This window comes from Paenibacillus sp. GYB006 (genome assembly GCF_036577645.1).
Lineage (GTDB): Bacteria > Bacillota > Bacilli > Paenibacillales > Paenibacillaceae > Paenibacillus.
Map to the genome: position 1 here is coordinate 36,106 of NZ_JARBDA010000001.1, position 25,680 is coordinate 61,785.

A 25,680-nucleotide genomic window follows, 5' to 3' on the forward strand; every position below is an offset into this window, starting at 1 on the left:
TAATGGAAGGTTAGTTGGATAATGATGTAGAAGTTATGGTTAGAGAATTGGAGGTGGCAAATGAGTTTTAAATTATTTGAAAACGAAATGCCAGATGTCTATTCCTTAGCTTATCATGCTGAACGTGTAATGGAAACGGATCACATCATCGCTTTAAATCATCTGAAAGAGATAGGACAGTTAATTGTTACAAAGATTCTCGTAAATGAGGATGTTGAACATGATGATTCTGAACCTTTTATTAATTTAGCTGCTTTAATGGAAATCGACATTCTGCCAATTCCGTTGCTCACTACGCTAAAAAAGTTAGCGTACTTGGATACTAGAGAAAGCTCTATTTTTATTGAAACCAATAAAGTAAAAACACTGATGTTAGAAATGTATGATCTGACAGCTTGGTATTATAAAACCTTCGTGGACGACCAATTTGTATCGCCCCCATTGTTGCTTGAACCCCAGATAGGAACAGTGGCTGCTCCATCTGAACGTAAGACAAAACCTAACTTGATAAGATCTGTAATTCACATCGACAACAAAAAGGTTGAAGGAGTATGGGAAAGTATACAGGAAGATCTAATGTGTATTGAATACGAATCAGGTGAGACTTACCACGGGCAAACCAGGAATGGGCTTAGGTGTGGAACCGGGGTTTATCGTTGGTCAGATGGGTCTAAGTATGAAGGACAATGGTTTAATGATATGGAATATGGATCTGGCGTTAAAGAATACGCTAATGGTGATCGTTACGGTGGAGAATGGAAAGATGGGATGTATAACGGGGAAGGAACTTATAAATGGAATGATGGTACTGTTTATGAAGGTGGATGGGAAGATAACTTAGAACATGGATATGGGACCAAAACTCATCGGGATGGTTATGTACAAAAAGGATTTTGGACACGCGGTGAGTTAGTCTTTACTAAAGATCAGCTGAATCAAAGCAAGCCTTCAATTACTGATTAGTGGTCAATGTACTTATAGAAAATAACAACCTTTTACATAGTAATAGCGTTTATACTACATGTAAAGTCATCTAAAGCACCTATGGAGGTTGATATATTTGAAATGGAAATCATTTTTTCTCACTTGTTTTGCCATGTTTTTTATAGTGTCAACCGCACAAGCTGCTACATCAATATCGGTAGTTGTTAATGACAGACCCATAAAAACAGACGTTGCCCCTTTTATTAAAAATGGAACTACTTTTGTTCCGTTGAGAAGTATTGAACAGATCGAGGGAATCTCGATAAAAAGCTGGAACAACAAAACCAAAACACTTGTGATTGCCCATCCGACCAAGTCAATGACGTTTAGTGTAAAACAAAATCAATCGGAGTCCATGCTAATTAAAGATAATCGGGTTATGGTTCCTATTCGATTTATTGCTGAGAATTTCAACAGTGATGTAGCTTGGGACGCTAATACAAAAACGGTCCAAGTAGCAAAGTTAAATGAAGAGATGAAAGCTAATTTGAATTCAGATGATGTAACAACATCCCGTCTTGCTGCGATTACGATTCCGAGAATTACTACGTTAAAAGAAATCACCGGAGGTCAAAGCAGTGCAGGATCTTTTCAATTACTCTTTCCTGAAGGAGAGTCCAAAGCTTTCTTTATAATAGAAAATAGTACTATTGACTATTACAAAGTTAAAGGAAATGCGGCTTGGCTTACATGGAGTGGAAAAATCGGAGGAAATGAAAATAAATTCTGGATAACGAACAGCGGCATATCAAGTGAAGTGGGACAACGACCTAAGATTAATGACCGGTTGTTTTTCTATAAAGTTTCTTCGCACTCAGGACAATCCCAGTATGGATACCTGTCCAATACCGGCAAAGAGACGATACTTGGGAGTAAAGACATGAACAGCTTAGATGAGTTATATCCAATCCTCGAAGAAAACGAAGCAGATCAAATGAAAAAGACAGAATGAAAAAAAGAAGCACGGATGTGGTAAACTGTCCTTTACAAGGGGTTTATGAATCTTGTGCTTCTTTTTTGTTACTATATATTGTAGGGCGAAAATAAATGAACATAAGTTTGAGAAGAGAAATAAAAAATTAAAGGTGATCAAATATGATACTACATAAAGGTGAAGTGCTTTTTCGGCAGGGGGATATGACTCCTCTTTACCATCTCAAATCAGGTATGCTCAAAATCATTAGAATTCAGGAGGATGGCGGAGCATTCCTTGTTAATATTATTGTTCCCGGGGAGATGTTCCCTCATCATAGTTTAATTAGTCCTGGTCCCAGTTTTGGCTCAGCCTTAGCATTATCTACTTGTGAAATCGAAGTGATTCCGGCAGCAGAGTGGTATCATTCATTGGCAGAACAGCCTGAGAAATACCGGGAGGTAGCTCTAAAGCTTCAAGAGAAACTTCGTATGATGCAGCAGCGAATCGATCAAGTGACGGAAACCGAACCTGCCGAGCGTCTGCGCAAACTCCGTTCATGGATGGAAACGTATATTGCACCTGAAAAAATGACCGATCTCCTAACCCAAGCAGAAATTGGTCAGTTGATCGGTCTTCGTAGAGAGACGGTGAACCGCCTCTTGCGTTCAGGTGAATTTAATTAAGCCTAAGCCGGTGGTTATAGCGTTTCTTTTGGACCGAAGAATTCATAGTGCAAATCTTCTTCACGAACACCCCAGCTGATCAAGCTGTCCCGAATACTCTTCATAAAGGAGAGTGGACCACAAAAATAGAAATGCGCGTCCGTTGTAGGTACAATCTCTTGCAGCCAAGCCTGATCAATCCGTCCTGTTTTACTGTAACCCGTATCCTCAGGGAGCGGGTTGCTGTAACAGAAGTGGGTAGTCACTTGTTCGTTAGCGTCTTCCAGTTGTTTCACTTCGGAACCCATTGCATGTACTTTCCCATTATGTGCTGCATGAATAAAGGTGACTTGGCGGTTTGGCTGCTGCTTCACAGCAGTATTCATCATACTCATGAGCGGAGTAACTCCGATCCCTCCACCGATAAAGACGACAGGGCGATCATCCGTAAGTTCCATTTTGAATTCACCAGCTGGAGCAGATAGTAGAAGTTTATCCCCTTCTTTGATTACGTTATGAAGGTAGTTAGACACTTTACCATCTGGTGTATTCAAAGCTCCATTTTCACGCTTGACACTAATACGATAGTAAGGTTCGTGTGGTGCAGCGGACAAGCTGTACTGGCGAATCTGTGTGTAGGTTTCTCCAGGGACCTGAACTTTTACACTCACATATTGGCCTGGCGTAAAGGAAGCAATTGCTCCTCCATCGGATGGAATGAGATAGAAAGAACGGATAAGTTCGTTTTCTTCCACGATTTTGCTAACGGTAAATGGACGGAATCCAGTCCAGCCTCCTTGTTGACCTTCCGCTTCCTCATACATTTCTTTCTCGATATCGATAAATACACTTGCAATGACTCCATATGCGTTATTCCAAGCATGAATGATTTCATCTGTTGCCGCATCGCCAAGCACTTCTTTAATGGCAATAAGCAAATATTTCCCTACAATCGGGTAATGTTCAGGGAGTACGCCGAGACTGCGGTGTTTTTGAGCTACCTCTTTCACGGCAGGAAGAACAACTTCCAACTGATCAATATATTTGGCTGCTGCATAGACCATATTAGCGAGAGCAGCTTGTTGTTTCCCTTTTTTCTGATTGGCGTGGTTGAAGATGTTTAATAATTCAGGATGGTGCTCAAACAACATTTTATAAAAGCATGTAGTGATGTCTTTTCCGTGTACTTCAAGAACGGGTACAGTTGATTTAATAATGGAAATATCGTGAGTGCTTAACATAGGTAAAACCTCTTTTCTTCCTGCTTAATTATTGATATCTCCAGTATAAAAGAGGAAATTCGTTTCAATTGTGATCCAAATCACAAATTTTATGAACAGATTGCATCCTTTTCCCATTGACATTCGTATATAGGTAAATATCAAGTGCTATGTGAAGAGGAGAAGGGTTGACAATGAGTATTGAATCGAAGGAACTGCTGCAGGCAGAACTCGTTCTGATCGAGAAGTGGGAGAAGGAACAGAAGGATATTTTTTTCTGGGAAAAGCTAGGGCGGTTACCCTTCGCCATGTTGGATAAGCTTACGCCAAAGATTATTAGAGATAAACTCGGAATGCTTTTAAATGAACTCGGTGCCTTTTTGCAAAATGGCGGTCGATTCCTTGTGAATAAAAGGGCTGTCCTGAAGCACATCCATAAATTTCTGAGTGGGGAAGAGCCATCGGACCAAATAGGAATAAAGAAAAAAGGGCTGCAGGTTAAAAAAATGTTTACTCAAGTTTCGTCTGCTGCTTTGGCAGCTGCAGGAAAGTTTCGCGCAGAGGAAGAAAAGAATGCTGCTGTGACTTCTCCTGAGGATGCACCTGAACTTGCGATAGAAGATATTGCGAAACTCCCCATTGCAGTCATGGATCAAGCTGCAGATGACATTATCCAGGGACGGATCAAGTTTGCGGCGGCAAGCGGAGCAGCTACGGGAGTAGGTGGGATTGTAACCATGGCGGCTGACCTCCCGCTCATGTTAGGAACTTCCTTGAAAACATTACAGGAGATTGCCATCTGCTATGGATATGACCCAGAGGAGACAATGGAGCGAGTTTTTATCGTAAAATGTCTTCAATTTTCTTCAGCCGACATTGTAGGTAAAAAAGCCATTATTGAAGAACTGAGTCATTTTGATGAAGAACATACCAATGCAGAAGTCATTTCACAGCTGCAAGGCTGGCGGGAAGTTGTAACTGCCTATCGTGAAAATTATGGATGGAAACAGCTGTTTCAGATGATCCCGATTGCTGGCATTATTTTTGGATCCATTAGTAATAAAGGTGCGCTTACCGATGTTTCTGAAGCAGGAAAGATGCTCTACAAAAAACGCCGGTTATTAAAAAAATTAGATGAGGTGCAGGATATTTAGGAGTTGGATTAATTGCCTCAACGGTAAGGAAGATCGGACAGGATATACACCTGGGCAATATCGGGTAAAGAGAGAGAGAATATAACTTTTCAGGGTATCCATTCGTCTGTTTTATTAGAGGATATGCTCAGATAGGAGGTTAGCTCAAATGGAGAACAATGCTGGAAAAGATCTTTTATATCTTCTGATTTTCGTCGTGATTAGTTTCTTTGCAGTCATTATCATGTTTCCTTACGGACTTGCTTTGATCGTAGGTATCGTTCTATTTTTCCTATATAAAATCGTGTCGCTCTTAATAGAGATCAGAAATAGATTAGAACCAAAAGTGAAGCAAGCTGAGGAAACGCTGGAGTAGAAAATAAAAACGCCGGAAGGACAAACCTTCGCGGCGTTTTTATTAGGCAGTACGATCCGTCCAAGTGGCGAGTTTCTTGTCAGATGGAAGCAGAAAAGTTAAGAAACCCAGCAGCGGCATAAAGCTGCATACCTGCATAACCGGACTAATGCCTGCGGCATCGATCCAGTTCCCCAGCACAAGCGCACCAAGCCCGCCGAGCCCAAAAGCGAGACCTGTAATCATCCCGGAGACGGTTCCTATTTTACCTGGCACCAGCATTTGCGCGTAGACTACCGTGATCGAAAAGCTGGATAACATAATAAAGCCGATGATCGACAGCAGTACACCCGTCCAGAAGAGATTAGCATATGGGAGTAGTAAGGACAGCGGTGCAGCAAAAGCCATGGAAGCAAAGATCATATTTCGTTTACCAAAACGGTCGGCAAGCGGTCCTCCAAAGAAAGTCCCGAGTGCCCCTGCTCCAAGGAACAAGAAGATATAGATCTGTGCATCTTGAGTAGACAGCGAGAAGGTATCCTTCAGGAAAAAGGCATAGTAACTCCCGATGGAAGACACATACCAAGAACGAACGAATACTAAGATAATCAGGATGAAAAAGGCATACATGATGTTCTTTTTCACCGCAGGATTCATGACTCCGTCTGCTGCTTTTTTTCTAGCATATCCACCGTTTTTCAGCGTTTGTCCGTACCATCTGGCAATAAAAATCTGTACGGCAATCCCTACTGCGGCAAGAGCCGCAAACCCGAGGGAACCCATCAGTCCAAAGGGGATAAATACCCATCTGGTGAGGAGTGGAGCAAGAGACTGCCCTGCATTCCCGCCCACCTGAAAAATAGACTGTGCTAATCCCCGGCGATTTCCTGCAGCCATGTGAGAGACTTTAGAACCTTCAGGGTGAAAAGCGGCTGATCCCAGACCAACAAGAATAACGGACATCATAATAGCCATGTAACTGTCTGCAAAGGCAAGAAAAATCATGCCTGAGCAGGTGAAGCCCATTCCAATAGGCAGGAGGGCGGGAGTGGGTCTTTTATCAGAGAAATAACCGACCACAGGCTGCATAATGGATGCTGTTATATTTAGTGCAAAAGCAATCCAGCCCATCTGGCTGTAACTGATTCCCATGGAGTCTTGCAGTACAGGGAAAATAGCAGGAATAACCGACTGAACCGAGTCATTAAGCAGATGAACGAGACCGATCGCTATCAGAATCCGGTAGATTGTCTGAGAACCGGCATCAGGACGAGGAAGCGGCCGAGAAGCAGAACCGGTCTTCATCAGTGAGTTGAGTGACATGTAAGGTCTCCTTTTCCTATGTAATTCAGTAAAAACGTAACTGTTAATGAACCGAAACAGGTAGATCTTTACATCATATGACATCATTTACTTAGTAGGCAATCCCTATATTTACGCGAAAAAGGAAAAAGAGGCGCCTCACTTCGTAGTGAAACGACCTCTTACATAGGTTTGCTTGCAATCTCAACAGATTAGCGATTATCAATATTTTCAGGATACATATCATGTTGGAACAAACGCTGAGTAGCGAGTTCCTCATATTTTGTACCTGGACGACCATAGTTGCAGTAAGGGTCGATCGAGATTCCGCCTCTTGGCGTAAATTTGCCCCATACTTCAATGTAACGCGGGTCCATAAGTTTGATTAGATCATTCATGATGATGTTCACTACATCTTCATGGAAATCTCCGTGGTTACGGAAACTGAACAAATACAGTTTCAGTGATTTACTTTCTACCATTTTAATATCAGGAATGTAGCTGATGTGGATCGTTGCAAAGTCAGGCTGCCCCGTAATCGGGCATAAGCTTGTAAATTCCGGAGTGTTGAATTTAACAAAGTAATCCCGGTAAGGATGCTTGTTATCGAAAGTTTCCAAAATGCTTGGATCATATTCAAACTTATATTTTGTCCCCTGGTTACCCAGTAGTGTAATATCTTGTAGTTCATCAGATTGACGTCCAGCCATGTTCATATCTCCTTCATACATCTTATTATTGTTTATTTATACGCCGCGTTTATTTCCCCATACCAGCGTATGGAGCTGCGGCAAGACACGTACATCATTCATATCAGAGAGATTCATTGTTTGATCAATAAGCCACTCATAACGGTGGAGAAGGGAGGAAGCAAGGTTATCTGTATCTCCCGTACCTACATCTGGATTCCCTGTCTGCAAATACATAGCAACCCCAGGATAACGACGATGGACTTCTCTCGCATAGGCGAGGTCCTGCTCATCGAAGATGACAACTTTCAGACTGTAGGCTTTATCCCCAGTTCGATCCGCGAGGCGGCTCACAATATCATCTAAAGTATCCCAGTTTGTGTTCATACCAGAGCTTGGAGGCTTTGGTGAGATAGTTACTTCATTAATATCCATAAGCCAATCCTGCCAGCGAGACCCTTGAGTCTCTACTGCAGTGCGAATTCCGCGCTCCTGAAGCAGTTCTACAAGGGAACCGATCTGAGGCAAGATGGCAGGATTACCACCAGAGATCGTGACATGCGAGAACCTATCACCTCCGATAGAAGTAAGCTCTTGCCAAATCTCATCTTTATTCAATTGACGAATTTGATCTTTTGCACTGCCATCCCACGTAAAAGCAGAATCACACCAAGAACAGCGATAGTCACAGCCAGCGGTACGAACAAACATCGTTTTCTGGCCAATTACCATACCCTCTCCTTGGACGGTTGGTCCAAAGATTTCAAGGACAGGAATGGGACGAGGATTACTCATCAATCATCCACTCCCGTCTTACTTCTGCGTAGCTGGTAGGTGTCTCATAGAGCCGCACAAATTCAGTACGCCCGCTGTTAATTTGGGAGCAGTAAGGTTCACTTTGCAGAGCCGCTTCCATCTGTTCATAGATCCACACGACCATATTCTCTGCAGTGGTATTCATCGGCGGTAAGGTTTCGTTCAAATATTGATGATCAAGATAACCTTCAATCTGAGTTTTCCAGATTTCTTTTACATCGCCAAAATCGACGGTGAGTCCTGTCTCACCGGGAATGCCGCTAATTCCAAATACGACTTTATAGGTATGGCCATGCAAGTTTTTGCATTTGCCTTCATAGCAGTGCAGGTGATGCGAAGCATCAAAAGTAAATTCCTTGCTGACAAGGACCCGTTTACGGTGATAGCGCAGCTGCTCTTTTTGAATATCTTCTCCGATGCGTTGCAGCTTTTCTACGATCCGAAAAGTACCAGGCTCAGGTCTCATTGCTGTTCACCGCCTGTAACAATAGAAGAAGGTTTTTGATTACGTTCAGCAGTATATTCATCAAGGCCCGCTTTCCGAAGTTTACATGCAGGGCATTCGCCGCAGCCGTCGCCCATAATCCCGTTATAGCAAGTAAGCGTACGCTCACGTACAAATTCAAATGCACCGAGTTCATCTGCCATTGCCCAAGTCTCAGCTTTATTCAGCCACATGAGAGGAGTATGAAGAACAAAATCATAATCCATTGCCAGGTTTAATGTGACATTCAGTGATTTTACAAATACGTCACGGCAGTCTGGATATCCGCTAAAATCAGTCTCACATACGCCGGTAATAATGTGACGTGCTCCTTTTTGTTTGGCAAGGACAGCCGCAAAACTTAGGAACAAGTGGTTTCTTCCATCAACGAATGTGCTTGGCAGTTCGCCTTCTTCTTGTGAAATATCAATATCACTGCGAGTGAGAGCATTCGGTGCGAGTTGATTGAGCAGGCTCATATCGAGAACGGTTTGCTCCACACCGAGTTCACGAGCGATATCAGCAGCCACTTCAATCTCCTGTTTATGGCGCTGTCCATAATCAAACGTGACAACTTCCACTTCTGCAAAGTGTTTTTTTGCCCAGAACAGGCAAGTCGTGCTATCTTGTCCGCCGCTAAATACGACGATTGCTTTTTCATTTGTAAACATAAAAAAACCTCTCTATCTTCTAGGATTAGTAAACACGAACGGATCGCGTTTCATCAGCGGAAGAAAAGAGAAGTTCCTTACTCGATCAACAAAAAAACAGGCCGCTGCCAAAATTGGAGGGCACTTATATAGATTGACGAGGCATCATTTACGAACACGAAAATGAGCAATCGGCCACTTTATGAAAATAAAGCTGCTGACTGCACAGGGGAGGTAAATAGCCTGCTTATTAGACAATCTGTATAGTTTTTTATAGAGGGAGTTCGCGAACCTCTCCCATGGAAATCGGATATCCCGCATGATGATCCATGGATTTATATTTGTAGTTGTCGTTAGTTTTATCGTACTCGTAGTATTATAGCAGAAAATAGGCACAATAGAAGCCCTTTTACTTAATCAATACATTTCCAAAAGGTAACACTTCACGCAAAATTCGTTTAAAAAGACCCTCGTCATTGTTCATATCACTCTCGAGTTTCCGATTTTCTCGGCCGGCTTGAAATAGGACGGTACCTTGTCCGGTCATCTTCCAGTGATAATTCATGTGCTGACTCGCGAGATGGTTTCCGTATACGGTGAGTTCCAGTTTTGCATTTTCCGGATAAGCAATGACACTGCCGGCATCTACATACAGTGGGGCAGTGGGATGAAGCTCTTGTTCACAGACTTGACCTTGCGTGAGAATACCGATCACTCCGTTACCCGAAAATTTCATTTTTATTGCATCTCGGGTAATCAGCATATTCTTGACCTTAAGAATCCTAGTCTGCATTTGTATTCCTTCACTATAGAAGAATAAATGCCGGAAGTCGTACAGCAGATCACTTTTCTCTTCGAGTTTGATCGATTTCATGCTGAAACCGGGGGGCAGGGCAGTAACAAACTGGCAAGGACCGCTAATCTCGGATTGAATCAGCTTATGTTTACGATACATTCCGCTAATATTCATGAGACGATCATTTCTGCCCGTACCGGACCCGCGGTAAGCAACAATCTGCTGCGGATGAAGCACATGGATTTTGTCTCCTTCGGTTAATGAGAAAGTGACAGCTTGTCCGGTAATCATAGAAGCTTCGTGTCCTTGAGATATTTGCATCTTTTGTTCTGTTCCTTTCTATAAATAGAGAAGCCTGATCTTGAATTATAATCTTGAATGTCTTTGCATACGATAACGAATGATACGGACAAGCACGAAGTAGAATACGATAAGGCCAATGGCAGTAATCACCGTCGTCGTAATTCTTTTTTGTGTCTTCATTCGTTGTTCTTCTGCTTTTTGCAGCTTACTAACCATGGAAGTAAGGCTTTCATTTTGCTCCATGAGATATTGATTTTGTGCGATCAATTCTTCATTATGAGCCTGGAATGATTCTATATTTTCTTTGGCGTTGTTGAGTTCCGTCATCGTCTGTTCATAGCTCTGTTGTAATTTATTTACTTCCTCCGGTAGATTTGTAAACTGCTCATATCCGTTATATACATTTTCCCAAAACCCGGCCTGAGCCCGCTCATCTGAAATCATGAGAAGTAGACTGTACATGGCAAGTGTCATCAGTAGAAGTTGCCACTTTTTTTTCATAGATCCACCACCTTATATATCCTATTAACCCGAAATAAAGAAAGAATATTAGGGGATACTGCTATTCTATACGATCATTTGTTTTTTATTGTTTCATATATTCTGAAATTGATTTAAAGAATGTAACAAAAATAAAAAAATATATGTTTAGACGTACTTCGGATAGGTTAATTAGAAGGAAAAGGTCTTATTCGGGAAAATTTGAACTGTGGTTGTCATATTTATAAGGAGGAAATACAGAAATGGAAAGCAGAGTAGACAAAAAAGTGTATAAAACAATTCGAGTAACGGTTAATGAAAAACCGGTTGGAAAAGCATTAGTTATGGACGGGGTCACTTATGCTCCGATTAATAAAAATAAAAGAACCGTAGAAATGAAACGTCGTTAATATCAATGCTTCATAGTGAGCAACACGTGATAGGAAAGAACGATCAGATCGGAAACGGGTATATGATTCAAAATCCCCGTGTTCGGTTTTTTATGATGAGAAAAGATACAGTAAGGAACACAGATCTGTGAGATTTGTGTTTTTTTGTCATAAAAGGTCGATAAATAACGAATGGATGGTGTAAAGACACAAAAATTTGCAACTATTTGTATAAGAACATATGTTCCCTGACAATCAGTTGTCTTTTTATCCTGTTAGTATTTAAGTAAAGCAACTGAGGGGGGAGATTTTAGTGAGTTCATCTTTGGATGTATTTTATACTTGGAACCGCGAAGCTATTCCCGTTTCTGGCGAAAATTCACTGTTTTTGCTGATTGAATGGCGCAGTGGACCACCGGCCAAGAGACAACTGAAGACACAGCCTAAACTGTTATTCCGTGAAGTAGAATTGTTAATTAAACCTGAGAAGGACATGGAGATCAAAGCAGTTCATGGTGTGAGGGCAAAAGAATCCGACGCCGGATGGGTAATTGGTCTCGGTAACGCGTATAAAGGGAAAACAAAATCTTTCTTACTAGAATTCGATGTAAGTTCTCAATCTCCAGGCAAGAAACCGGCATGCTCCGCTTATTGGAGTGCACTGAAGACAAAGCAAGAACAACGTGTTTTACTGCGAAGAGAACAAATTAATTTGCTTGTTTCCACACATTTTGGGGTAATTGGAAGAGAACCAGACCCACGGGTGCAGAAATATGCAGTACTAAGTCAATCGACCGTAATTATGAAGCAGAGCCTCAGGGCGTTTGAAAGAGGCAGAAGTGGAGAAGGAAAAGAAATTATAAAAAGACATACAGATGGATTATTGATCCTAGCCACGAGGACGGGCGATTTAGAGTATTATCGGGAGGCTCATATTCTGAGTTGTTTATGCCTTTATTATGAGCAGACTCATGAGAAATCTTGTTATGATTCGGTTGATGTGGAAGAAGATCAGAGTCTCACAGTGTCTTATGGCAAGGATTACTATGATAAAGAAGCAAAATAAGCAGCAAGATTGCTGTTTAGGTATCAAATATTCAGTACTTATCAGATAGCATCTAGGTTTATAACGGAATATACATAATGAAAACAAGCCAAATAACCGATATAAGTCCAAAGAACTATAAACTTACGAGGCGATATTAGTTCTTTTTAACTATAGTGTTGTTATAGGGGGCATCTCATGACAGAGCGACTTATACGATTAATGCGTATTATTACCTTGGTACAGGCAAAGCCTGGAATTTTAGCAAGAGAATTAGCAGAACGTTGTGAAACATCAGAGCGTACAATTTACCGGGATATGGATGCACTTAGTGCAATGCATATTCCGGTTGTAAATATGGGGCACGGACGTGGATATCAGTTTATCAGCAGGTTTGCACTTTATCCGCTGAATTGGTCAGAGGAAGAAACGACAGCCTTTGCAAAACTGGCAGATGTCATGGATGAAGTGAAACCATTATTGCCTTGTGCTTTTGAAAGTGCCTACGAGAAAGTTATGGCTGTAAGTCTAAAGAAGAAAACAGAACGAGTCGAATGGGCTGAACAATTTGCCGAAGTGATTCGGCTTGGAAAAGCAGAGGAACACTGGCAGGATGAAAGGGACAACAAAATCATTGTCAGTATTATACAAGCTTCTTTGTCACAGAATACAATCCAGGCTGTCTACGATTCGCCGATTGAGGGCGTTGAAGGGTTTGTTAATATAGAGCAATCTAATCTAAAACTAACGATCGATCCTTATCATTTAGTACCTAAAGGATATCATTTTTATGTAATCGGATATTGTCACAATACAGAGAGAGTAGAGTCTTTTCGAATGAGCTGCTTTCTTGAAGCGGAGATCATGCCTCAGACCTTTCGGAGAGAAATGTATGCACAAAACATCTCCATGAAAGACACATTGTCTGTTAATCCAGGGCTGGAACGAACCTTGTTTAAAGTGAGATTTTATGAGGAAGCTGTGGAGAAGATGAAACGAAGTGAATTTCTGGTAAAGCCTAAGTATATACACGAACCAGATGGGAATATGATTCTTGAAGTCATGGTGAATAACAGTGAAGAGTTTATGGATTGGCTTATGCCTTATGGACCTGCTGCCGAAATACTCGAGCCCCCGTATTACCGAGATCAATTACGAGAGAGGCTCAAGACTTGGCTTTGTTTCTATCAAGATGAGTAACCCGTTTCGTGTTAAGAATCAGATGGTCTAAGCAATTTGGCAAGATCTCCAAAGGGATTATGTTTATCATCATCTCCGCTCGAATATACAAGTTTGGATTTCGTTCCTTCTTCGTCAGCGGCACTGTTCTCCGCAAGCTTCAAGTGTTCAAAATGATGAATAAATATTCTTGCTGTATTGATGGCGTCATCAAGTGCGCGATGCTGGGTACCGTCAAATGGAATACCACACATCGTAAGGGCCTGACTTAGTCCAAGCTGGCGGGAACCTCCTTCTTTACGAAGCGTCCTTGAGATTTGTTTTTGGATGTCATTATGGTTCCTGATCCAGTCCACTTTCACCTGATGCGTACGGCAATGGGATAAGAATTTGCTCTTGTCGTCTGGTCCCCAGGAACAGAGATAGTAGGTATCTGGCAACCATTCGATAAATTGCTGAACGGCTTCGGGGAATAGAGGAGCTGCATCAATATCTTTCTGCGTAATACCGGTGAATTGGATCGTATCTGTGGACAAAACGGATTTGTTGGAAGGTCGTACATAGGTATGAAATGAATCAACAACCCCTAGACTTCCTTTATCATCAATTGGGGCAACCTTTACCGCTCCGATGTCAATGATTTCGGAAGAATACCGAGTACTGCGGCTTACCGTAAATTCAAGATCATAGATAATGTAATTCATCAGAAATAACTCCTTTCTCTATTTATTTTTGATTCATCTGAATCAATTCATCTATAAGCTCATTCTAAGATTCTCAGATCTATTGTACTATATTACTTGTTAGATAATAGACTGTCAGCGTATTTTCTATCACTTTCCTGGCAAGAATACTAGCTAACTAATTTTTATAGGATTTGTGTATACGAAGGAGATTGACTTTTATGTCATATTCCAGTAATCTTTTTGAAAAATGCGAACAGCGACGATCAAGGACATAGTATAGGATGGCAACAAATTTCATAAGAGAATGAGATCCGATAGGCTGAAAGGTCTCTGAAATTTGAACTTATACTCCTACCTTGGAGCTGCAAGTAAATCTTGAGCAGATTTCACTTGCCGGGTTAGGCACGTTATGCCGTAGAGAAGATCATTCTTTTGTATCGTGCCACGTTAGACTGGGTAACAGTTTTCGTATTACATTACAGAGGAATAAACTTAAATTAGGGTGGTACCACGACATTTTCGTCCCTTGACGAAAGTGTCTTTTTTTATTTTACAGCCTATAGGAGGAGGGGGACAATCATGCGTCAGAGTCAGTTGTTTATTCCAACCTTGAGAGAAGCGCCTGCAGAGGCAGAAGCGCGAAGTCACCAGATTTTGCTGAGGTCAGGTATGATTCGGCAAACGGCATCCGGTATCTACAGTCTTTTACCGTTAGGCAGAAGGGTCCTTCATAAGATAGAACAAATTGTTCGAGAAGAAATGGATGCCATTATGGCCCAAGAAACGCTACTTCCTTCGCTACAACCGATCGAGCTATGGGAAGAATCAGGTCGAAATCGTGATTATGGGCCGGAGCTTATGCGATTATCTGATCGACATGACAGGTCCTTTGCCCTTGGACCTACTCACGAAGAAGTGATTACCGCACTCATCCGCGATGAAGTTCATAGTTACCGTCAGCTGCCGCTTACACTATATCAGATCAGTACGAAATATCGGGATGAACGAAGACCTCGTTTTGGTGTACTGCGCGGCCGCGAGTTTCTTATGAAAGATGCGTATTCTTTTTCCGCTAATTGGGAGGAGCTTGACCGAGTATACGAAGATATGGTCCAGGCATATACACGGATCTTTACTCGGGTAGGACTTCACTTCACGAAAGTGGAAGCAGATGCAGGAACGATTGGAGGAAGCGGCGAAACACACGAATTTATGGCGCTCGCAGACATTGGTGAAGATACAATTGTGACTTGTACCTCTTGTGATTATGCAGCCAATCTAGAGAAGGCGACTTTTAAAACTGATGCAGATGCTGGAGGGGCTGAGCCGTTTACTCGAGTGTCAGAATCTCAGAAGACAAAGGTTCATACTCCAGACACGAAGACCATTCCGCAAGTTGCTTCATACCTGGATCTCGAACCGCAGAATATAATCAAGACCCTGTTGTATGAGGCAGATGGGGCTCCTGTTGCAGTACTGATTCGTGGAGATCATGAGGTGAATGAGATTAAATTGCAGCATGCACTTAAAGTGGAGCAACTGGAGATGTTAGATCAAGAAAAATACAAGGATTTACAGCTTCCTGTGGGATATCTCGGACCATACGATCTTTCCATGAGAATCATTGCCGACTATGCTGTTATTTCTATGGATCGTGCGGTGACTGGGGCGAATGAAGTGGACCATCACTATATTCAAGTGCAGCCAGGGCAAGATTTCACATGGGATATAGCAGTCGATATTCGGAATGCCGTAGAGGGAGATTTATGTTCTTCGTGCGGTTCTGCGCTTACGTTCGATCGCGGAATCGAAGTAGGGCATGTATTCAAACTGGGTACAAAATATAGTGATGCGATGGGCGCTACTTTCCTTAATCAGACAGGGACTCCTCAAAAACCGATTATGGGCTGCTATGGTATTGGAATTTCTCGGCTGCTTGGAACGATTGCAGAGCAATATTCGGCAGATCGTAAGATGAGCTGGCCAGTCGCTGTTGCTCCCTACCATGTGCATCTCATTCCGATTTCTGTGAAAGATGAGGTACAGATGGCACTCGTTCACGAACTTGAAAGTTCGCTGACTGCCCTTGGAGTGGAGGTACTCGTAGATGATCGAAATGAGCGTCCGGGCGTGAAGTTCAAAGACGCTGATCTAATGGGTCTGCCGATACGAGTCATTGTAGGAAGAGATGCAGCAGAAAGGCAGGTCGAGTGCAGTTGGCCGGCGAATTCTCACGATGCAGAGAACACGGAACCATCTAGTTCTGAGCGCATGTCTGTGGAAGAAGTGCTTGAGATAACGAAAATGCATATTTTCCCAAAAGCAGACTAGTCAAAATGATTAATATATTATATTCTATTAAAAAAGGGTTTGACCTCAGCATATAACGATTTGTCCTAAAGCATAGGGCCTTGATTTCAATCAAGGCCCTTTTTTGTGTCTTTTTAGGGTTGTTGTGTAAATATAGTAGGTATTTCTGAAGCTGGTTTTCTATTTTAAAGTGCTGAGAGATAAATAAGAGGGAGGTTTCAAATTACAAGGTAAAATATGTATTTAAATACGTTAAAAGGTAAGTATTGCAGACCGATAAAAAGAATAAGGAAAAACAATACAAAGTACAAAAATTAGATGATAGGAGATTAAAAAGCATGAAAAAGTTAATTTTGTCGATTATGTTAGGGTCTTTGGTATTTGCTTCGATACCTGTTGATCGTATAGAAGCTGCGGGTGCTGCTTCCGTAGAAGTATTATTAGATACAAAGAAAATGAGTTTCCCTGATGCGAAACCTTTTCAGGACTCTCAGGGAAGTGTAATGGTTCCGATTCGATTTGTATCTGAAGCGTTAGGGGCTAAGGTGAGTTATAGCAAAAGCGGAAAGACGACTGTGGTTGGCGTTACGAATAAAGATCATACGGTAAAAATGACGGTGGGACAAACTACCGCTTTGATTGATGGGAAAAAGAAAAGTTATGGTACCAAAATTATATTAAAGCAAAATCGGACCTTTGTTCCCTTACGATTGGTGAGTGAAGGGTTAGGGCAGAAAGTGGAATGGGATAAGGTAGGGCGCTGGGTTTGGATTGGAGAAAAGAATTTTAGAAGTACGGATGATAAGGAATTTAAGTTAACCTCCATTTCAAGTTTCAAGGCATATACTAGGACATCTTTTTTATTTGAGGACATCTCTGGAACCAAGTTTAAAGGAGTGAAAATAATTAAGGAGAGTGATCTTCCAATTCAGATTGGCGATGGTGCAGTTATTTACTCAATAGACCAAGCAACTAGAAAGTTAAGCGGTATGAAAACTATAGCTATTAGGCATTCGGTAAAGACTGTCCCAATTGCATTCTTAGTAAAAAATGATGATGCCAAATATAGAAGGGCTATTGAGAATGCCTTAACAAACAATAGGGATAATACAGCCACTAACTATTATCCAATTATAGATGAATCAGATAAATTCCGTTCAGATGGTTATGATGAAAATTACACTGCGTGGAAGAATTTCAAAGTGAATCAAGCTGACTATATTCTCTTTGATACCAGTAATACTAAAGATTATGCTGTTGCTCTCATAAATCCATTTAAGTAGGAGGAAAAAGAGAGTATGAATCATATGAAAAAATGGATCAGTGGATTGATGAGTTTGATCTTTGTTTTATCTGCAGTTTTATTCATTCAACCTTCCGAGGCAAAAGCTATAGGTATGAGTAGACTTTTTCAAGATCCTATTGATAAGAATGTTTATTATTTTGTTGGGATGGTCTATTTCGAGGTATGGAAAAAGGCAGATGGAAGCTGGACCAATGGAAAAAAACCAAATACTTGGTCAGAAGTAGATGGTGGCGATTACGAATTCACTTTTTCCACCACCCGAAAAATAAAGAGTGTTGATGCTGAACCATTTAAATACGATTGGAAATACGCAGATGAAACTTTTGATATATCTAGAAAAGACGAGCTATTAGATAGAGAGAAAATAGAATATATTAGATCTACTTCAAGTAAAGCATATACAATTAGTAAAAGTAATGTTAACGGGATTGGAACTAATTCTGTAGTGCTTGACGTATATGTAAATTCAGGGTATTTAGATGCGATGGTACCAATAAACCGAAAAAAGGAAGAGCAAGATAAGGGAACATATTTTGATCCAAACGTAGAAGGATGGAGATATTACTTCCCAACCCTCTTCCGAATCGAATTAGAACCTGAAGAAGGCAAAGCAATCATAAAACATTACACTACCACGGGTAAGTCTCTTGATGGAGTGTCTGGTTTCAAGAATCGTGAAGAGAAGATAGAGAAAGATAAAGCTTATAACTTTCCTCATACGACAGGGACAGCAGATTATCCATACATAGGTTATAAGAAAAGTACCGTTGCTTCACCAAGTGGGGGTGACATTCTACCAGGGGATCCTCCTAAATTCACTTATGATGCAAGTTTCCCAATCTACTATGTGAATTTCTATTACGAACCAAAAATAGATCCGCCACCGTTACCGCCCACTGATTCAAGTGGAGGTGGAGCCTGCACCTATAATATAAATCCACCATCTCAAGTGGCTTCGCCTGTATCCTCTTTCATGGAGCCGGGCGCACAAGGACATATCCTTGCGGATAACAACACGAATGGAAGACAGTTTGATGTAACTCTCGGTATTCCAACTTCGGAGAACCTCTACGCAAATACGTGGGCTATGAACTATTTGTATCAGCATACTTTTGGTCAGCAGAAAGGGAAAATCACGTATACCTGTAACGTAGAAGCTACTTACGTCTTAAAGTGGAAGGAAAAACAACCAGACAAAGTAGACGATAAAGGTAATAAAACGCCGCAGCCTGATATTGATAAGACAGATACGGAAGTGAAAAACTATCCTTTTTCTTTTACACGAGACTACTCTTACTGGAAGATTAATAATCTTGAAGTCTATCAGATCAATGAAGCGGCGATGAGTAACTATGCTTTGCCTAGCGGAAACGTAACCTTACGTCCCAAAGGGTATAGTCCTCCTTCTCTACATATGGAGCATGCTGAAGAGGTAGAGGTGCATGTGATACCAAAAGAAACGGGCGATATTCGTTTTACACCGGAAGCCGTTGATCAAGGCGGATATTCTAGGCCTTCTCCTCCTGATGATACATCGAAGATAAAGGCATTAGCTGAAGGGCAAACCAAACCTCCTGATGTGAAAAATGATGCCCTGCAGTTTTCTTATGGAGGCAGTACTACCACAGTGATGGACGGCAGCACAGTCTCACAGAACGGACCTACTCCCTCGAAAATACCGAATCCATCTAAGATGGGATCGTATAAGGAAACGGGAGAACAGGTGCTTTTCCAAGACCGGTTACTAATCAGCCGTTCTTTAATAAACCAAGCTCATACCACTTCTTCTGGAAGCATTAAGTATGGCTTGCTGCCTACTACTGTGGGCGGCAGCGGTGATAAGACTTATCCCGTATCTCCAATCAACACGGTTACTGTCCACACCCCAGTTGTGAACTACTCTTCCGTAACGGATGATCAGGAGCATAATCAAAAAACAAAACCAAATGCGGCTCGAGCTGCTTTTATCTTAGATCGACCATTTAAAGTACGAATCCCAACAAGTGGACAGCATGTCAGTTATCCTGGATATGGTGATCGTGATTATGCGAAGTATGTAAGAAGTAAGGAAGTCTATTTTCCCTTTGACGTGTACAGCGGGGACCAGCGGACTTTCTATCCAAAGAATACTTGGATTTCTGTCCCGGTAACTCAGCTTGAAATGGAGTTCTTCCTGCCGGTATGGGTGGATGAAGAGGACTATACGGTATGGTTCCGTACCATCGCCGAGAACGCACCAGTTGATTTTAGCCATCAGCGGGATGCGAATACGAATCTTGCCCATCATGTTGCCACAGATTCAGCAGAAGTTGAAGTGATTGGCCGGTTATATGATTTTCACATTACAGACATTGCAGATTATGAGTGGGAGAATGTATTCCGTAGTAGCCCAGGAAGTTATGTACCTTCCGGTTTTAGCTACTGGACAGGACTGAAAGGGATCGACGGAGCAGCGAGAGGCAATAAACTGCCTTATATCCTGCCTGTGAGACCCGGAAGTCATCCGGTTCCGAGTTACGCGAATGTAGCTGTGAACACAGGTTATCATTTCAAGTTTGATGTAAAGACAAAAGGGAATATGTTTTCATCCACCGATGGAATACGGATTACACCTGCCTTTTATTATGTAGCTAAGGATGGCACGGAGAGACAGGAAGTTGATCTGTATTATAGTAAAGGTAACAAACACTTTATACGGATCGGTTCGGAGCAAGATGAAGAGAAAAGATTCGTTGTGCTAAATACACGTTTGCGTAACGTACCTCTTACGGAAATGGCGGATACGGCAGCGTATCGTTATGCAAAAGAATTATCTGATGCCGATCGTCACCAGACTTCTAAAGACGTCTACACAGCGCAATATGTAACAGGAGCTGCCAAAACCCCTGCTTGGGCAGGTCGCTATTCCTGGATGTTATTATCCCGTGATTTGCGTACGTTCATGGGTCCAAAAGATAAATTGCCTGAAGGTGTTGATACGTACCGGGCGAGTGCTTCGATCCAGCATTGGTATGGCGAATATAGCTTACCAGCAGATGTAGTAGCGGTAAAGAAAGGAACTTCACTAGAGAAGTATGCGAGAGCTGAAATGTTGGATGACCAATCAGATCTACTGCTGAAAAATGGGTATATCATTGTTAACTTCAATATGGAGAGTATCCAGAATGGAGACACCGCAAATCCTCACTTACAATACATCCATTCTCCGCTAATGAATCAGTGGAGGTTAGAAGGATATGAGCGTGGGTTCGTGACGCCTAAAGGGTATACATTTTCTTCATTGGATGGAGATGTGCTGTATTATAATAGCGATCTTTCGAGCCGAGATGATTTTTCCTCTGAAGTTCCTCATTAGTTGAAGGTGAGAAGGTAGCTGGGCAGCATTTGTTGCCACAATCAAGCACCAAAAAGGCCCTGCAAATGCAGGGCCTTTTTGAGCATGCTGTTCAAACTTCTAACGATACTCTTATGATATTTTTCGCCTTACTTATGTGGTATCATTCTTGATCTTGCTTTCAAACCATTACTAATTGACTACTTTTTTGTCTAATACTTACATATGGGCTTGCCTACGAGCTACATAATCGCGACTTCTTAACTATATTATCGGTTATATGTTGAGAATATTAATAGATTAGAGAAAATATTTTAGAAAAAATAGGGTACAAGCATGACTTTTGATCTATATTTTGTCACTAAGACGCAACAGGGAGCTTTAAAGTCTGACCTGGATAGATCCGATGTGCATTTTTAAGCTTATTGAGTTGTTGAAGGGTCTGCCAAGTCGTGTTGTATTTAAGGGAAATGGAATACAAGGTGTCCCCTGATTTTACAACATACACAGAAGGCTTTTCGGTAACCGGTTTAGAAGGCTTACTAGGTTTTTCGGGTGTAACAGGAATCTCAGGTGCTGGTTTTTCTTCTGCTGGCGGAGCAATAACCGGAGCTGTCCCTTCCGAGATCCGACCATCTGTCGTAACCGTTCCTTTACCTAACTTTTGCAAATGAGTAATTAATGCTTCATCCAGAGAGCCGTACATTCCTGCTTGGCTATATTTCTTGAACATATCGTACTCATCGCCGCCGATGGAAGTGAAGTCATTGGTTGCCAGGGAATAAACTGCTTTCGGATCAATTGCTTTTCCGCCAACCATCACGGAATGAACTCGACTTCCAGCTTCTTTTGAAGGGTCGATTTTAAAAGTAAAGCCGGAGATTTGCGGGAATCCGCCGCTTGCTTCCGGATAACTTTTCACCCCATTTTCCAGGGCTGCGATGAGGTCTTCGCCTCTGACGTTCAGAGTGACAATTTGGTTACCAAAAGGAAGAACGGTAATGACTTCACCTTTGGTCACCTCACCTTTTTCAATGGAAGCACGAATACCGCCGCCGTTTGTTAAGGCCACATCCGCACCCGATACATCACGAATGGCATCTGCAATGAGGTCTCCTAGATTGGTTTCTCCTGTACGTACTTTCTCACGAGCACCTTCCAGATCGGTTGCGATGTTTGCTACCACTTCGTCCAAGATCGGTGCTTGTTCTTTAGTGATGGAATCAACTAGAGCTGCTACTTTTTCATTAGGAGCAATTCCTGCCGCTTCTTTTTCGTCAATGAGGGAGGCTTCTTTTTTAACTACGTCACCGCCGTCAACCCATAGATCCACGACACCAACATATTTAGTGTATTCACCGGCACTGGCAATTAATGTCCCATTATCCGCCACAATTCCATCTTCGAGCGTTGTGTGGCTATGACCGTCTATATAAACATCAATACCATCGACTTCTTTTACCACATCAAACGTATTATCTGTATCCGAATCATCCTGCCCGGTATGAGCCAGTGCGACGATAACATCTACTTTGTTACGAAGTTCATCAACATATTTTTGCATTTCATCCGATGGATCCGTGAACTGAATACCTTCTACGTTTTTCGGATTTGTTTTATAAGCAGTTTCCGGTGTAGTAAGGGCGATAATGCCGAGTTTCACTCCGTCCACTTCTTTAATGATATATGGATCAAAAAGGCCTGTGCTGTTCTTTTTCTTCACATTGGCACTAATCATAGGAAAGTTCAAATCTTTACTTAGTTTCACTAGATGCTCCCAGCCATAATTGAATTCATGGTTACCGGGAACGATGGCATCATAACCCATTTCATTCATGACTTTCACGATACTTTCCCCGTTGACAAGTGTAGCGAAGGTTGTTCCGTGAATTGCGTCACCGCCATCCAGAAAAAGAGTGTTTGGGTTATCCTTACGGTACTTATCCGCAATTCCTGCAACTTTGGCATATCCCATGTTCGGAGAATCTTCTACGGCTCTTGCATGTGTATCATTTGTATGTAGGATGGTGATGTGAGTTCCTTTTTGCTCAGAAGTGGAAGCCGTGCCTGCTAATTCTACCGCTGCATTAGCGAAACTCACTGAACTGAAAAATAATGCGGAAACGGCAATCGTCGATAATGTCTTTTTCCATTTAAACATATAAGTTTCAACCCTCCCAATTTTTATCTCATGCACATTTTACCAAATAACTATGAAGAATAGTTCATTTTTTTAATCATTTCCTTGAACAGATGGAAGGTTACACCATAAAAGATATGAAGTAGAATAGATATAGTATGGTCTGTTTTGCGTACGAATTAACGTAAAGCTTTTATTTTCATGGGAGGAGGAATTACAAATGATTAGAGGATTGTTTGAAACACATCTAGATGTAGTGGATCTGGCACGCTCTGCTGCATTTTATGAAGATCAGGTTGGACTAGAACTCGCCCATACTGATAGCCGGGGTGCCCGGTTTTACTGGATTGGCGGAAAAGGAAATGCCATGCTTGGTTTATGGAAGAAGGAACCGCATGAAATATCCAGGCAGCATTTCGCTTTTGAAGTACCACTGTCTGAATTTACAGAGACAATAGACACGCTCGCTCAAAAAGGAGTGCTTCTCGATAATTTTGTCGGTGACAAAACCGGCAGACCCTACGTTTTTGGATGGATGCCTGCTGTCTCTATGTTTGCAGAAGACCCGGATGGTCATTTAATCGAGTGGTTGTCCATGCTTCCTGGAGAAGCGAAGCCAGAACTTGGGGTGATTCCATGGGAAGACTGGGATAAATTATAATTTTTAAATACGGTATAAAAACTCTCATGAACATACAGATATAATAAATAAGAGCGCGCGTCCATTTTTTGAGACGGGTGCTTTTTTCAATATAGAAGTGAGCTCTGTAGTAATGCTGCCATAGGACAGCTCTTTTCAAGTTGCTAGCCGCGAAGATAACTCACTTATAAGTTAAACTTATATAATAGAAGAAACATGATTTTTTTCGAGAAATAAAATGTGGTTTTTAGTGATAAAACTGAAAAATTAAAAATATCTATGAAAATCTTCCACAAGGGATAGACGAGTGCAAATGATTTCAGTAGAGTGGGTAAAAAGAAAAGATAAACCAGTGGATTGGATGCCCTGAAATAACGGAGGAAATCATATGGACAAATTACGTGAACACAGACAATATGCAGAAATAGATAAACTCGAAGGTTCGCGGGCTACTTACGAAAGAGACTATTCCCGCTTAATTCATTCACCGACGTTTCGCCGGTTACAGGGGAAATCCCAGGTGTTCGGTGCAGGCACAGGTGACTATTATCGCACAAGGCTTACTCATTCACTTGAGGTGGCGCAGATTGCAAGGGAAGCGGCCCGAAGTCTGCTGCGAAAATATCCCGATGCGGAGCTTGGCAGGGCAGATAACCCAGGGCTCGTTATTGACCCTGAAGTCGTAGAATGTGCTTCCATTGCTCATGATTTTGGCCATCCGCCCTTTGGGCATAAAGGAGAAGAAGTTCTCGATAACATTTTGACGAACCTGGTTCAGGAGAAAACGCAGTCCATTGTGGATGTAAATAAAACAGGCAAGGCATCACCAAACCAAGTGCAAAAAGTAACCGAAGCCATGCGCAGAAAGTATGAACATTTTGAAGGAAATGCACACAATTTTAGGCTCATGATGTTCCTTGAAAAGCGAGAAAACATAGATGGACTAAATCTGTCGGATGCGGTGCTTCTCGGAGTGAATAAATACCCTTATCCCGGCACAGAGAACAAGAAGGGGATGTACCAACATGAGTGGCAATACATCAGCGATATTCGCAGCGAGTGGAAAATTCCGAAAGGGCAAAAGACACTAGAAGCCCAGCTTATGGACCTCTGTGATGATATTGCTTACTCAGCTCATGATTTAGAAGATGGCATTAAGGCAGGGAAAATCGAAGTTCACGAACACTTTTTGCATGACCCGCACATTAAACGGCTTATTGTTGATAAGATCATGACGCTCGATGATGCATTCTGGTTGGGGTGGACGAAAGAAGCCATTGAACCAAAGGTAGAAGAGGTACTGAATAGTTTTCTCCGCATTTGGGAAGAGAAGATCCCTGGCTGTGACCATGATTTTTCTCGTACCCGCCGGGAAGTAAAAGCGTATTGGGTGAGTTTGTTTGTCAGTTCCTTGGGGATTATTGATACCGGAGACTGGAAAAAGGTTACTTTTGTCAAGGAAGGGAAAGAGGATCTTGATCTGCTCCGTACAGTGAGTGTGCTCAAAAGTTTCGCATGGGTAACGATGATCAAAGATCTTAGAGTTCAGCGTCTGCAAAAAAGAAGTGAATGGATTCTCCGGCGTTTATGGTATGCATTTAACGATCCCGCGACTTCAAAATCGATCATTCCTTCGGATTGGCTGCAAAGGTATGAAAAAGACCAGGCTCGCCCTAATCCAATATGGACGTGGGAACACATGATTATAGACTATATCGCGGGGATGACGGATGCCTTCGCTGAGAAAATATACAATGAATTATATGGTCTAAAAGTTGGCTCAATCTATGATCTTGATTAAATAATATTAAAAAGCACTATTCATAGAGATATACTTGGTGTATATTGGATACAACCTCCA

General features: G+C 41.8%; 23 protein-coding genes and 1 riboswitch. Of the genes, 13 read left to right on the forward strand and 10 right to left on the reverse strand.

What is annotated here, in order from left to right; all coding sequences use genetic code 11:
* The first annotated feature begins 60 nt into the window (after positions 1-60).
* From PV403_RS00190 to PV403_RS00200, 3 genes are all read left to right on the forward strand, one after another.
* Positions 61-963, forward strand: coding sequence for an MORN repeat-containing protein (locus tag PV403_RS00190; RefSeq protein ID WP_332083228.1), 903 nt, complete (start codon positions 61-63; stop codon positions 961-963).
* A 97-nt stretch (positions 964-1,060) separates the two neighbouring features.
* A complete protein-coding gene (locus PV403_RS00195) occupies positions 1,061-1,936 on the forward strand; it encodes a copper amine oxidase N-terminal domain-containing protein (protein ID WP_332083229.1) in 876 nt (291 codons plus the stop codon).
* Between the two features lie 143 nt (positions 1,937-2,079).
* Complete coding sequence (locus tag PV403_RS00200; RefSeq protein WP_332083230.1) at positions 2,080-2,583, forward strand: Crp/Fnr family transcriptional regulator; 504 nt, start codon at positions 2,080-2,082, stop codon at positions 2,581-2,583.
* 14 nt (positions 2,584-2,597) lie between these two features.
* Here the strand turns inward: PV403_RS00200 and hmpA are convergent, their stop codons facing one another.
* On the reverse strand, positions 2,598-3,803 hold the full coding sequence (gene hmpA / locus PV403_RS00205; RefSeq protein WP_332083231.1) for an NO-inducible flavohemoprotein: 1,206 nt from the start codon (positions 3,801-3,803) through the stop codon (positions 2,598-2,600).
* 173 nt (positions 3,804-3,976) lie between these two features.
* Here hmpA and PV403_RS00210 point away from each other — a divergent pair, with 173 nt between their 5' ends.
* Positions 3,977-4,936 carry an EcsC family protein gene (locus PV403_RS00210; RefSeq protein WP_332083232.1) on the forward strand — a complete coding sequence of 320 codons (960 nt, stop codon included), beginning with the start codon at positions 3,977-3,979 and terminating at the stop codon, positions 4,934-4,936.
* 148 nt (positions 4,937-5,084) lie between these two features.
* Positions 5,085-5,291 (forward strand): hypothetical protein, encoded by a 207-nt coding sequence (locus PV403_RS00215; protein WP_332083233.1) that lies wholly within the window; start codon positions 5,085-5,087, stop codon positions 5,289-5,291.
* 42 nt (positions 5,292-5,333) lie between these two features.
* On the opposite strand, the gene PV403_RS00220 is transcribed toward PV403_RS00215, so the two are convergent.
* The 7 genes from PV403_RS00220 to PV403_RS00250 all read right to left on the reverse strand — a co-directional run bounded on the left by PV403_RS00220 (position 5,334) and on the right by PV403_RS00250 (position 10,811).
* A complete protein-coding gene (locus PV403_RS00220; RefSeq protein ID WP_213532856.1) occupies positions 5,334-6,593 on the reverse strand; it encodes an MFS transporter in 1,260 nt (419 codons plus the stop codon).
* Between the two features lie 191 nt (positions 6,594-6,784).
* Complete coding sequence (gene queF, locus PV403_RS00225) at positions 6,785-7,282, reverse strand: preQ(1) synthase (protein ID WP_160032376.1); 498 nt, start codon at positions 7,280-7,282, stop codon at positions 6,785-6,787.
* A gap of 36 nt (positions 7,283-7,318) precedes the next feature.
* A complete protein-coding gene (queE, locus tag PV403_RS00230) occupies positions 7,319-8,056 on the reverse strand; it encodes a 7-carboxy-7-deazaguanine synthase QueE (RefSeq protein ID WP_332083234.1) in 738 nt (245 codons plus the stop codon).
* The gene (gene queD / locus PV403_RS00235; RefSeq protein WP_191797038.1) at positions 8,049-8,543 is read right to left on the reverse strand and encodes a 6-carboxytetrahydropterin synthase QueD; all 495 of its coding nucleotides are present in this window, start codon (positions 8,541-8,543) and stop codon (positions 8,049-8,051) included. The genes queE and queD overlap by 8 nt, the downstream gene beginning before the upstream one ends.
* A complete protein-coding gene (gene queC, locus PV403_RS00240) occupies positions 8,540-9,232 on the reverse strand; it encodes a 7-cyano-7-deazaguanine synthase QueC (protein WP_332083235.1) in 693 nt (230 codons plus the stop codon). The genes queD and queC overlap by 4 nt, the downstream gene beginning before the upstream one ends.
* A 236-nt stretch (positions 9,233-9,468) precedes the next feature.
* Positions 9,469-9,512: riboswitch (PreQ1 riboswitch) on the reverse strand.
* A 108-nt stretch (positions 9,513-9,620) separates the two neighbouring features.
* Positions 9,621-10,328, reverse strand: coding sequence for an AIM24 family protein (locus PV403_RS00245; protein WP_213532859.1), 708 nt, complete (start codon positions 10,326-10,328; stop codon positions 9,621-9,623).
* 45 nt (positions 10,329-10,373) lie between these two features.
* Positions 10,374-10,811 (reverse strand): hypothetical protein, encoded by a 438-nt coding sequence (locus PV403_RS00250; protein ID WP_332083236.1) that lies wholly within the window; start codon positions 10,809-10,811, stop codon positions 10,374-10,376.
* A gap of 242 nt (positions 10,812-11,053) precedes the next feature.
* On the opposite strand from PV403_RS00250, the gene PV403_RS00255 reads away from it, so the two are divergent.
* The 3 genes from PV403_RS00255 to PV403_RS00265 all read left to right on the forward strand — a co-directional run bounded on the left by PV403_RS00255 (position 11,054) and on the right by PV403_RS00265 (position 13,424).
* Positions 11,054-11,200, forward strand: a complete 147-nt coding sequence (locus PV403_RS00255; protein ID WP_191797045.1) for a hypothetical protein — start codon at positions 11,054-11,056, stop codon at positions 11,198-11,200.
* A 292-nt stretch (positions 11,201-11,492) separates the two neighbouring features.
* Positions 11,493-12,245, forward strand: coding sequence for a hypothetical protein (locus PV403_RS00260; protein WP_332083237.1), 753 nt, complete (start codon positions 11,493-11,495; stop codon positions 12,243-12,245).
* 177 nt (positions 12,246-12,422) lie between these two features.
* On the forward strand, positions 12,423-13,424 hold the full coding sequence (locus tag PV403_RS00265; protein WP_213532862.1) for a helix-turn-helix transcriptional regulator: 1,002 nt from the start codon (positions 12,423-12,425) through the stop codon (positions 13,422-13,424).
* Between the two features lie 11 nt (positions 13,425-13,435).
* On the opposite strand, the gene PV403_RS00270 is transcribed toward PV403_RS00265, so the two are convergent.
* Positions 13,436-14,107 carry a 3'-5' exonuclease gene (locus PV403_RS00270; protein ID WP_332083238.1) on the reverse strand — a complete coding sequence of 224 codons (672 nt, stop codon included), beginning with the start codon at positions 14,105-14,107 and terminating at the stop codon, positions 13,436-13,438.
* A 561-nt stretch (positions 14,108-14,668) separates the two neighbouring features.
* On the opposite strand from PV403_RS00270, the gene PV403_RS00275 reads away from it, so the two are divergent.
* From PV403_RS00275 to PV403_RS00285, 3 genes are all read left to right on the forward strand, one after another.
* A complete protein-coding gene (locus PV403_RS00275) occupies positions 14,669-16,420 on the forward strand; it encodes a proline--tRNA ligase (RefSeq protein ID WP_332083239.1) in 1,752 nt (583 codons plus the stop codon).
* A gap of 245 nt (positions 16,421-16,665) precedes the next feature.
* Entirely contained in the window at positions 16,666-17,682 is a 1,017-nt protein-coding gene (locus tag PV403_RS00280) for a stalk domain-containing protein (RefSeq protein WP_332083240.1), read from the forward strand.
* A 15-nt stretch (positions 17,683-17,697) separates the two neighbouring features.
* Positions 17,698-21,060: a DUF5704 domain-containing protein gene (locus PV403_RS00285; RefSeq protein WP_332083241.1), complete on the forward strand. Its 3,363-nt coding sequence runs from the start codon at positions 17,698-17,700 to the stop codon at positions 21,058-21,060.
* A 340-nt stretch (positions 21,061-21,400) separates the two neighbouring features.
* Here the strand turns inward: PV403_RS00285 and PV403_RS00290 are convergent, their stop codons facing one another.
* Positions 21,401-23,200 (reverse strand): 5'-nucleotidase C-terminal domain-containing protein, encoded by a 1,800-nt coding sequence (locus PV403_RS00290; protein WP_332083242.1) that lies wholly within the window; start codon positions 23,198-23,200, stop codon positions 21,401-21,403.
* Positions 23,201-23,399: 199 nt separating this feature from the next.
* On the opposite strand from PV403_RS00290, the gene PV403_RS00295 reads away from it, so the two are divergent.
* The gene (locus tag PV403_RS00295; protein WP_332083243.1) at positions 23,400-23,840 is read left to right on the forward strand and encodes a VOC family protein; all 441 of its coding nucleotides are present in this window, start codon (positions 23,400-23,402) and stop codon (positions 23,838-23,840) included.
* 367 nt (positions 23,841-24,207) lie between these two features.
* Positions 24,208-25,620, forward strand: coding sequence for a deoxyguanosinetriphosphate triphosphohydrolase family protein (locus PV403_RS00300; protein WP_213532869.1), 1,413 nt, complete (start codon positions 24,208-24,210; stop codon positions 25,618-25,620).
* Positions 25,621-25,680 lie beyond the last annotated feature (60 nt).

Coding starts and splice junctions, on each gene's coding strand:
- PV403_RS00190 (WP_332083228.1), top strand. CDS start 61: ATGAGTTTTAAATTATTTGAAAACGAAATGCCAGATGTCTATTCCTTA.
- PV403_RS00200 (WP_332083230.1), top strand. CDS start 2,080: ATGATACTACATAAAGGTGAAGTGCTTTTTCGGCAGGGGGATATGACT.
- hmpA (WP_332083231.1), bottom strand. CDS start 3,803: ATGTTAAGCACTCACGATATTTCCATTATTAAATCAACTGTACCCGTT.
- PV403_RS00210 (WP_332083232.1), top strand. CDS start 3,977: ATGAGTATTGAATCGAAGGAACTGCTGCAGGCAGAACTCGTTCTGATC.
- PV403_RS00215 (WP_332083233.1), top strand. CDS start 5,085: ATGGAGAACAATGCTGGAAAAGATCTTTTATATCTTCTGATTTTCGTC.
- PV403_RS00220 (WP_213532856.1), bottom strand. CDS start 6,593: ATGTCACTCAACTCACTGATGAAGACCGGTTCTGCTTCTCGGCCGCTT.
- queF (WP_160032376.1), bottom strand. CDS start 7,282: ATGGCTGGACGTCAATCTGATGAACTACAAGATATTACACTACTGGGT.
- queE (WP_332083234.1), bottom strand. CDS start 8,056: ATGAGTAATCCTCGTCCCATTCCTGTCCTTGAAATCTTTGGACCAACC.
- queD (WP_191797038.1), bottom strand. CDS start 8,543: ATGAGACCTGAGCCTGGTACTTTTCGGATCGTAGAAAAGCTGCAACGC.
- queC (WP_332083235.1), bottom strand. CDS start 9,232: ATGTTTACAAATGAAAAAGCAATCGTCGTATTTAGCGGCGGACAAGAT.
- PV403_RS00245 (WP_213532859.1), bottom strand. CDS start 10,328: ATGCAAATATCTCAAGGACACGAAGCTTCTATGATTACCGGACAAGCT.
- PV403_RS00250 (WP_332083236.1), bottom strand. CDS start 10,811: ATGAAAAAAAAGTGGCAACTTCTACTGATGACACTTGCCATGTACAGT.
- PV403_RS00255 (WP_191797045.1), top strand. CDS start 11,054: ATGGAAAGCAGAGTAGACAAAAAAGTGTATAAAACAATTCGAGTAACG.
- PV403_RS00265 (WP_213532862.1), top strand. CDS start 12,423: ATGACAGAGCGACTTATACGATTAATGCGTATTATTACCTTGGTACAG.
- PV403_RS00270 (WP_332083238.1), bottom strand. CDS start 14,107: ATGAATTACATTATCTATGATCTTGAATTTACGGTAAGCCGCAGTACT.
- PV403_RS00275 (WP_332083239.1), top strand. CDS start 14,669: ATGCGTCAGAGTCAGTTGTTTATTCCAACCTTGAGAGAAGCGCCTGCA.
- PV403_RS00285 (WP_332083241.1), top strand. CDS start 17,698: ATGAATCATATGAAAAAATGGATCAGTGGATTGATGAGTTTGATCTTT.
- PV403_RS00290 (WP_332083242.1), bottom strand. CDS start 23,200: ATGTTTAAATGGAAAAAGACATTATCGACGATTGCCGTTTCCGCATTA.
- PV403_RS00295 (WP_332083243.1), top strand. CDS start 23,400: ATGATTAGAGGATTGTTTGAAACACATCTAGATGTAGTGGATCTGGCA.
- PV403_RS00300 (WP_213532869.1), top strand. CDS start 24,208: ATGGACAAATTACGTGAACACAGACAATATGCAGAAATAGATAAACTC.